At 49.9% G+C, this 7538-nt stretch carries 7 protein-coding genes and 2 pseudogenes; 4 read left to right on the top strand and 5 right to left on the bottom strand.

The genetic code is table 11. The features are described 5' to 3' along the window. Positions 1-270 (bottom strand): annotated as a pseudogene (locus IQ235_RS13435) (polysaccharide pyruvyl transferase CsaB); the annotation flags it as partial. 56 nt (positions 271-326) lie between these two features. Further along, on the bottom strand, positions 327-500 hold the full coding sequence (locus IQ235_RS13430; RefSeq protein ID WP_264321963.1) for a hypothetical protein: 174 nt from the start codon (positions 498-500) through the stop codon (positions 327-329). Between the two features lie 94 nt (positions 501-594). Between IQ235_RS13430 and IQ235_RS13425 the strand changes: the two genes are divergently transcribed. The 4 genes from IQ235_RS13425 (at position 595) to IQ235_RS13410 (ending at position 2777) form a co-directional block, all read left to right on the top strand. Beyond that, positions 595-900, top strand: a complete 306-nt coding sequence (locus IQ235_RS13425; protein ID WP_264321962.1) for a DUF2499 domain-containing protein — start codon at positions 595-597, stop codon at positions 898-900. A 115-nt stretch (positions 901-1015) separates the two neighbouring features. After that, complete coding sequence (locus IQ235_RS13420; RefSeq protein WP_264321961.1) at positions 1016-1315, top strand: DUF3593 domain-containing protein; 300 nt, start codon at positions 1016-1018, stop codon at positions 1313-1315. A gap of 124 nt (positions 1316-1439) precedes the next feature. Continuing rightward, positions 1440-1688 (top strand): hypothetical protein, encoded by a 249-nt coding sequence (locus tag IQ235_RS13415; protein ID WP_264321960.1) that lies wholly within the window; start codon positions 1440-1442, stop codon positions 1686-1688. 30 nt (positions 1689-1718) lie between these two features. Next, positions 1719-2777, top strand: coding sequence for a DnaJ C-terminal domain-containing protein (locus tag IQ235_RS13410; protein WP_264321959.1), 1059 nt, complete (start codon positions 1719-1721; stop codon positions 2775-2777). Here the strand turns inward: IQ235_RS13410 and IQ235_RS13405 are convergent, their stop codons facing one another. From IQ235_RS13405 to IQ235_RS13395, 3 genes and pseudogenes are all read right to left on the bottom strand, one after another. Next, positions 2778-5234, bottom strand: a complete 2457-nt coding sequence (locus tag IQ235_RS13405) for a two-partner secretion domain-containing protein (protein WP_264321958.1) — start codon at positions 5232-5234, stop codon at positions 2778-2780. 253 nt (positions 5235-5487) lie between these two features. Further along, on the bottom strand, positions 5488-6438 hold the full coding sequence (locus tag IQ235_RS13400; protein ID WP_264321957.1) for a hypothetical protein: 951 nt from the start codon (positions 6436-6438) through the stop codon (positions 5488-5490). A gap of 770 nt (positions 6439-7208) precedes the next feature. Then, positions 7209-7538: pseudogene (locus IQ235_RS13395) on the bottom strand (NADP-dependent phosphogluconate dehydrogenase); the annotation flags it as partial.

Below are 7538 nucleotides of genomic sequence, written 5' to 3'. Positions count from 1 at the left end.
CACCGGACTCAGGGCGCTGGTGGCATCTTGCACCAAACTGCCCCCACCCCAGATAAATACATCCGATTCCCGCAGCAACTGAAACGAGGCGATGGATTTGCGAGGATAGGTCGGAACCTGGTAGCGATCGCGGGTTTGCTTGGGATTTCCCGAAAGAACGACCGGCTGCACCTGGGGGGGCAACATTTGCAGTAGCGAGGCGAGTAAGGCCTCGTCCCCTCCGTTCCCCATGCCGTAGTAGCCGCACAACACCGCCCGAATTTTCGCCATGACCCTACCCGCTCGAAATCCGAGCTAATGTTTGAGCTAATTTGCGTACAATACGTTTATTCGATATCCTGCACCCTGTCAACTCGATCGCGTTGCTGGCAGTTGAGCATTCTATGGAGGGGACGAGTGAAGCTGAGCGATCGCGATGGGTTTGCCGTGGTTCCTCTCGGCAGCAGCACTGCCCTTCGCGCCTGGGTCGGTTTTCGATCGAAAACTAAGGTTCGCGCCACCTAACTCATCTAGCAAAATGTCACTTTTGTCAACCATTTTTTAGCAACTCTCTCGTTTTTTCGATCCAATTTACTCAATCTAACTTCAAGTCCCATGCACGCCCTTTCTATTCCCACCTGGATGATTCATATTTCTAGTGTTATCGAGTGGATCGCCGCCATGTGGCTGATTTGGATTTATAGCGAAGTCACCCAAGATCGAGCTTGGCAATGGCTATCTTTGGGTATGATACCCGCATTAATTAGTGCCATGTGTGCCTGTACTTGGCACTTTTTTGACAATCCCGAATCTCTCGAATGGCTGGTGACGTTGCAAGCAGCCATGACCGTTCTCGGTAACTGTACCCTCTGCGCGGCAGCCTGGTGGATTTGGCGACAAAAACAACCTCGCGAATCTTGATGCTGTTTTTTATGTCAGTTTTCCAATGCCTTCGATCGAGCCAAAGACAAACTCCCCACAGCGATCGAAAATAGGTTTAAATTCGTTTAATAAATTGCAATTAATTCATGAAGTTATGATTTCAAAAGATACTTTATTTGCCGTTTCCCTATTTCCCTATCTCGGCTTTTTGTATTTCCTCACGAAATCAAATCGAACCCCTCGATTAGCCCTAATCGGGTTTTATTTACTCTTACTATTTGTCGCCATTACCATTCCCGCCGGAATTTACGCCAAAGTTGCCTATGGAGAATCCTTAGCCAACGTCGATTGGCTCCATGGAAGTGCCGAGTTTTTCTTAACCCTCTCCAATATCCTCGTGGTGTTAGGCTTTCGAGAAGCCATCTTCGATCGTCAAAGCTCAAAAGAGTCATGATTCATTGTTAATTCGGAACCCGAATTCGCCCCCTTATATCAAGTTCGGATAATTCGTTTAATTAATTCGCGCGCGATGGTCGAATATCTTCTCTAATTTTCTCCCCCAGCTCACTTCACGATGAATGAGAAGTATTCAACCGAACTTGATATTACTCTCTGCCTTGTCTCCCTTATCTCCCCTGCCTCCCCTGCCTCCCCCTCTCCTTTCCGAACTCCGCGCCTCCGCGCTTCCGAATTCTCCCCAAAAAGGTACGGCAATTGCGATCGCCCCAAGAGGCAAGAACCGAACCCGTCTTCATCCCCCTCTGGGCTACTCTAGAACTAACATCAGCGTCAATTCTGAAGACATCCGAAAAAAAACTCTAAACTAACTTGTAGTAACCCGCAGGACGAAAAAGTTCATGGCCGCAACTGACTTTAAAGACTATTACGCCATTCTGGGAGTGAGCAAGAATGCGAGCGAGGCAGATATCAAAAAAGCCTTTCGCAAGCTCGCACGCAAGTATCACCCGGACATGAACCCCGACAACAAGCAAGCGGAAGCCAAGTTTAAAGAAGTCAGCGAAGCCTACGAAGTCCTGTCCGATACCGATAAGCGCAACAAGTACGATCGCTTCGGTCAATATTGGAAGCAAGCAGGCAGTGCCAGTCCGGGGTCGAGAAGTCGTACTGGGGTTGGGTCGAATGTCGGCAACTTCGACTTTGGTCAGTATGACAACTTTGACGAGTTTATCAATGAGTTGCTCGGAAACTTTGGAGGTGGTCGCACCAATAACAACACGCGCAACCGCTGGTCGTATTCGACAAACGGTGCGAGTAACAATGGATTTGGGGGGTTTGGTGGATACGAAGATTTCGCCAGCTACGCCAACGGCGCGACGAAAAATACCAGTAAGACGAGCGCGAAAAGCCCCTCGGGAACTTCTCTCGATCGCGAAGCAACCCTGAGTTTGACCTTTGCGGAAGCTTTTGCGGGAGTTCGCAAGCGTCTGAATTTAGGGAGTGAAACCATCAACGTGCGCATTCCCGCCGGTGCGAAGTCCGGCTCTCGAGTGCGAGTAAAAGGGAAAGGCAAACGGGATGGTTACGGACGACAAGGAGATTTGTACCTGAACGTTGAATTGCAATCCCATAGGTTTTTCCAATTTGAAGGGGATAACCTGGTGTGCGAAGTTCCGATCTCACCAGATGAAGCGGTCTTGGGGGCCCAAATCGACGTACCGACCCCCGATGGTACGGTAACAGTGAACGTCCCGGCGGGAGTGAGATCGGGTCAATCCCTACGACTGCGGGGGAAAGGTTGGCCCAAACCCAAAGGTGGAGGACGCAGCGATCAATTGGTTCGACTGACCATCGTCCCCCCCAAATCCTTGAACGCCACAGAACGAGAGTACTATCAAAAAATTCGCGATAGCCGCAGTGTCGATCCTCGCAAAGACATACAAAATATCAGATTGTAATCAGTCGGGATGAGATCGATCGCAGTTGGACTGCGGCTGCCAAGGAGAATGAGTTAGATTTCCCGATGCAACCACCAGCTCGATTTCGCCCCCGTCGTTCCTTTTCCATCCCGTGGCTTCGACTAACGGTACAGTGGGTGTAGATGAGACCTCGGGTTCGGCATCCGTAATATTTGGGGTCAGAGGGCTGTCGATTTCTCCCAAACGAGTATCTCGCCACACCGTAGGAAGTTGCAGGATTTGAGTCGGGTCTGGTGGTAGTCCGCCATTGCCGGTGATGGCAAAGCGACTGCGGGTGGCCAGCTTGCAACTATCTTGAACCTGGGTATTGGGATTGAGGGGTTCTGTATTCAGCCTCACCAGTCCCGATGCCCGATCGTCGATCGGGTTATTGATGGAGACAACGCCATCAACACCAAATTGAGAACTCGCCGTAACGTTGCTATCGGCAGAAACGAAAAGTCCGCTGGTGGTAACTTGGATATTGCCACCAGCCCCTTCAAAAGCATTGGCGACGATCTTGCTGTTTTCGAGCAGAGCGATGGTATCGGTATCGAGAGTCACGTTGCCGCCACTTCCGGTTCCCCCTGCTTCTGCTGTAATTTGGCTGCCGTCGCGCAATTGAATCGTCGATCCGCTCAAGCTGAGGTTTCCTCCTTCACCCGAGTTAGTAGCGGCCGTAATTCCCCCATTACCATCAAGCAATATCGAGCGAGCATTCACCTCGATGGTTCCTGCATCTCCAATACCTTGATTAGTCACAGAAATCGATGCTCTATCCGTTACGTTCAAAGAAGGAGTGTTAATGACGACGCTGCCTCCTGTCCCTTCAGGAACGATGGAAGAAGAAAGACCGAGCAAAACAACCGCAGAGCGAATTTGACTAGAATTCCTCGCCCCTAGAGCGCGACCGCTTACACTCACGGATTCTGAGGCATCGATCGTTACGCTTCCAGCATTTCCCCGACCGAGACTCGAACTCGACACCAAGCCGCTATTGCGAACTGCTAAGGTGCGAGTATTGATGGTCAGATCCCCTGCATTCCCCGAAAATAAACTCGAAGTGGAGAGAACGGTAGGACGAAAGCTATTAGTGCCACTAATCTCAATGCGATCGGCATCAATATCGAGGCTTCCCCCGACACCATTACCTCGAGTGACACTACCAATTGCCGCCCCGTTCGTTAGAGATAAATGCGGGGTAGACACAGTGACATCTCCTCCGACTCCCGTAGACTGAGTATTTGAAAAAATATCTAATAGTAAGTTCGTCGTATTGATTCTATTGAGACCTGTAAGGGTAAAATCTCTCACTTCCACGAACTCAGAAGTTTGAATCTCAATATCGCCGCTCTGACCGGTTCCAAAAGCTTGGTTGGAAATGCCACCTCCCTCTCGAACGATTAAGCGACCCGAAGACAGGGTAATATTGCTGCTAGCCCCTGTTGCTAGGGCTTCGCCGAAAATGCCACTGCGAATTTCGCTGATGGGATCGTACCCGACGATATCCACTAAGCCGGAGGCCTCGATACGAATCTCGCCTCCAGCTTGAGTGCCTTGGTTTTGACTTAAAAGCAAAGAACTCTCGGAAAACAAGATCTGCCCGCCTCGGATCTGAATTCCCCCGGCTGAATTGCTACTGACATCGACTAAGGATTGTTGTTGGAGGTGAATATCTCCCAAACGGGTCACCTGAGAGTAGTCGAGGGTAAATCCCCCATCGATCGGAGCGATCGTCGCCAATCCCTCCCGGACGCTGCCGAGTTCGACTCGTCCTCCTGCTGCACTGAGCACCGCACCTGTCAAAGTCACGTCCCCACCAATAAACGCGAGCGTTCTGCCCGGTTGGACCCGCAATCCCTCCCTAGTGTTACTGCGATCGATTTCTCGGGGCGAAGCACTGAGTTGGTGTCCGTTGCCCGATACGATCGTACCTCCGGGATTCGGCCCCATTTGCAATCCCACGGGTACGTTCACCATGAGTAGGGGCGGCGCGTTGGCATCCTTTGCACTGTAGAAACTCCCATCTTCAAACAGCAAACGATCGGCGGTACTGCCGAGAAACGAACCGCCGATCTCCAGCCGCGCGTTGGACCCAAATTGCAGGCCGTTGGGGTTAATCAAAAACAGGTTTGCCGTTCCGTTGGCACGAATCAACCCGTCGATGTCGGAAATATTCCCTCCGGTGACGCGGGTGATGATGTTATCGATGGCGATCGCATTATTGAAAAAGGCTTCGCTTCCGGTGAGGAGGGAAAAGTCTTGGAAGCTGTGGAAGAGATTCGTCCCCGCTTCCGTTCCCCCCTCGATGGTGATGGTGTTGCCATTGGGAAGAACCACTGAATTGTTGGGTAAAGTGGTGTCGGGGATAATCTGCGCCTGTCCGGGTACGGCGACCAGTCCCAAAGCTAAGATAATCATAGATGTGAGTCGAGAACTCGTTTGGGATTTAGTCATATATGCACTGAGGTTGAATCGATCTGGTAAGGTTCGAGTAATTCGATAGAGGTTCGGTTTTTTATTTTTAAAGCCCCTGACACTCAAAAAAAAACAACACTCAACCGTCCATCGGTCTCAAAGTTGTCCCAACTTAACCTAACTCTATTTTCGCGTTTTGTATCCTCCAACGGCTAACCCAAAATCTGTCTGCCAAATTTTGGGTTAGCTGTTAGATAAAGCCACACAACAAACCCGATCGAGCCGACTATATCTAATACGTTGCTTGCGAGATCGTCCGAGCGATCGTCCGAGCAACTTCTGGATTTTCCCAATAACTGCCGTGGGCATTTCCGCCGTTAATAAGAGCAAGAAATGTAGATTTTACAGGTTTGGCAAGCAATTCTAGCAACCCGGAACCCGATGTTAAAATGTCGGCGATGTCAATATATTGCTCGCCGCGATCGACGAGTTTGGGGATAACTTCCTCTAGGGGAAGACCGATAGGATCGCCGGGATGAATGAAGTTGCGCCAGGGCAGTTTCGACCCATCCTGACAAACATTTTTCAACAACTGTTCCAACCGGGGACTGATATCGTGAGAACTGCCAGCATTGGTTCTTCCCACCATCGTAATCAAACTAAATAAGGCAATGGGAGAACCCATAGTATGAATGCTCGCCAGGCGAATTCCGTCCGGTGAATTGGGAGGAACGCCAAAGATATTGCGGCGAATTTTTTCGATGCTTTTATGTCCGGAAATTTCAGGATTGTCCCAGCGACTGGCAAATAGCATATCGAATAAAACCACCGTTCCCCAACTATGGGTAACCAGATGCAGGCGATCTTTAGGTTGATATCCCTGCAAGCATTCAAATGCCTGTTCTTGGAGTTGCATAACGGCTTCGGAGCCGACGTGACGGCTGATATAAAGTGCTGCATCGCCGATAAATTGCATCAGTTGTTGGGAGCGAAAATCTTTAAACCAAAAGTTTTTCCACGCCGGTGCTTTATTAATCCAAGGGCGAAATTCCTCCAAGACTTCATCGCTGACATTTGCCCAATAGAGTGGCACTTTTTGTAACTTGCAAGAGGGTAGCTCTGCTTGGATTAAATTAAATAATCGATCGGCATAACGATAACTTTTTTGTCGTTCGTTGGCAGCGGACTCCCTCACGCTGACTCCGTGAACGAAAAGAATATAATCAGTGGGTTGAGAAGGCATTGAGATCGATAATTCTCGCAGTTTACTTCATGGCTCGATTTCGAGGCAAAATTGTCAGAATCAATACATGAATTTTGCCCCGACAGACTCGATATCATTCTTTTTTAAGATTTAAGTGAGTATTTATCGAGCATCTCAGTTGGATTTTGACGATCTAATTTTACTCTTGAGGCGGACGAAAATGATTACGACTTAATGTTTCGATATTCTTGGCTGAGTCTTTGAATGTAACTGAATTTACCCAAGTTTCTCAAAAAGAATCGCAGCAAGCGATCGGGCACTAGCTGCGATTTTGGGCGATCGGTCTAATCCCTCAGTAGAGAATTGAGAGGGGAATTCTAGCAGTCGCCATATCGGTTAGGTCAAAATTGACTGTGGGCTTCGGGGGCAGCGGTCGGACCCCGATGGCGCGCAAGAGGTCAGACCCCGCATGGCGCGCAAGACGTAAGGGAACGCCGACCGTTGGGGAGGGAAGACCTCGGCAAAATTACACAATTGTCAGGTTTTGTCCGCGCCCGCCCAGTGGTGTCAACTTAAACAATTTGGTTGTGTCAATTTGGTTGTGTCAAGAGTCAAAGATATGCTCCCGCACACCAAGTCCTGACCCGATAGGAAGGTCTATTTACGATTTCACTCTTGTACGCGGGGGGTTTGGGGGGAGACCCCCCGCTGGGCCGGGTTTTCAGTTGATGATTGACAAGGTTGACAAAGTGAATACAACCTTAACTTGTCAATAATGGCGCCCGCCCTGGCAGTTGCTATAAAAAACCTTAAAACCACTCGGCGTGGAAAGATTCACCCCGTGCTTTGTCAGTCCGTTCGTAAGTGTGCGCCCCAAAGTAGTCGCGCTGGGCTTGGGTGAGGTTTTGAGGCAGAACCGCGCGCCGATAGCTATCGAAGTAATCCAAAGATGCACTAAAAGCCGGGACGGGAACGCCCAAGGTATTTGCCGTGGAGAGGACTTCGCGCCATGCCGTTTGGCGATCGAGAATTGTTTGTTTGAACTCAGGGGCCAGTAGCAGGTTGGCCAGGTTGGGATTCTCGTCGTAAGCTTTTTTGATTTTGTCGAGGAATCCGGCTTTGGTGATGCAGCCGCCTTT

The sequence above is a fragment of the Zarconia navalis LEGE 11467 genome (genome assembly GCF_015207075.1).
GTDB classification, from domain to species: Bacteria; Cyanobacteriota; Cyanobacteriia; order Cyanobacteriales; family Geitlerinemataceae; genus Zarconia; species Zarconia navalis.
The sequence above is the reverse complement of the archived record's forward strand: the minus strand, read 5'-3'. Positions and strand labels throughout refer to the sequence as shown.

Excerpts from the sequence above, each read along its gene's own strand:
- IQ235_RS13425 (WP_264321962.1), top strand. The coding sequence starts at position 595 with ATGCACGCCCTTTCTATTCCCACCTGGATGATTCATATTTCTAGTGTT.
- IQ235_RS13410 (WP_264321959.1), top strand. The coding sequence starts at position 1,719 with ATGGCCGCAACTGACTTTAAAGACTATTACGCCATTCTGGGAGTGAGC.
- IQ235_RS13405 (WP_264321958.1), bottom strand. The coding sequence starts at position 5,234 with ATGACTAAATCCCAAACGAGTTCTCGACTCACATCTATGATTATCTTA.
- IQ235_RS13420 (WP_264321961.1), top strand. The coding sequence starts at position 1,016 with ATGATTTCAAAAGATACTTTATTTGCCGTTTCCCTATTTCCCTATCTC.
- IQ235_RS13400 (WP_264321957.1), bottom strand. The coding sequence starts at position 6,438 with ATGCCTTCTCAACCCACTGATTATATTCTTTTCGTTCACGGAGTCAGC.
- IQ235_RS13415 (WP_264321960.1), top strand. The coding sequence starts at position 1,440 with ATGAGAAGTATTCAACCGAACTTGATATTACTCTCTGCCTTGTCTCCC.